This is a genomic window from Bacillus sp. SIMBA_008 (genome assembly GCF_046535495.1).
GTDB classification, from domain to species: domain Bacteria; phylum Bacillota; class Bacilli; order Bacillales; family Bacillaceae; genus Bacillus; species Bacillus subtilis.
On record NZ_JAWRWL010000827.1, the window covers coordinates 1 to 255 of the forward strand.

A 255-nucleotide genomic window follows, 5' to 3' on the forward strand; every position below is an offset into this window, starting at 1 on the left:
GTAAGTCTACTTTGATTGTACTTGGACGATCTGTTGCGTTATCGTCTTTCCATGTCTTCGTTCCTTCTACTTTTGTTTCGCCCACTTTTGTATTTGTGATGTCAGTACCACTTACTTTGGATTCATACCCAGCTACTGGTTGTTCCTTCACTTCATACTTGTACGCTACTCCATTTTCATCGTATGCTTGGAGCTTTTCAAACGTGTACTTCCAGTTTGTTTTTGCTGTTACTTCTTTTGTGTCTACTACTTTAC

At 39.2% G+C, this 255-nt stretch carries 1 protein-coding gene; it reads right to left on the reverse strand.

Annotation, left to right across the window (positions count from 1 at the left end; genetic code table 11):
* Positions 1 to 255 (reverse strand): Cna B-type domain-containing protein (locus SB658_RS25640; protein WP_410603272.1); only part of this gene is annotated, 255 nt, incomplete at both ends.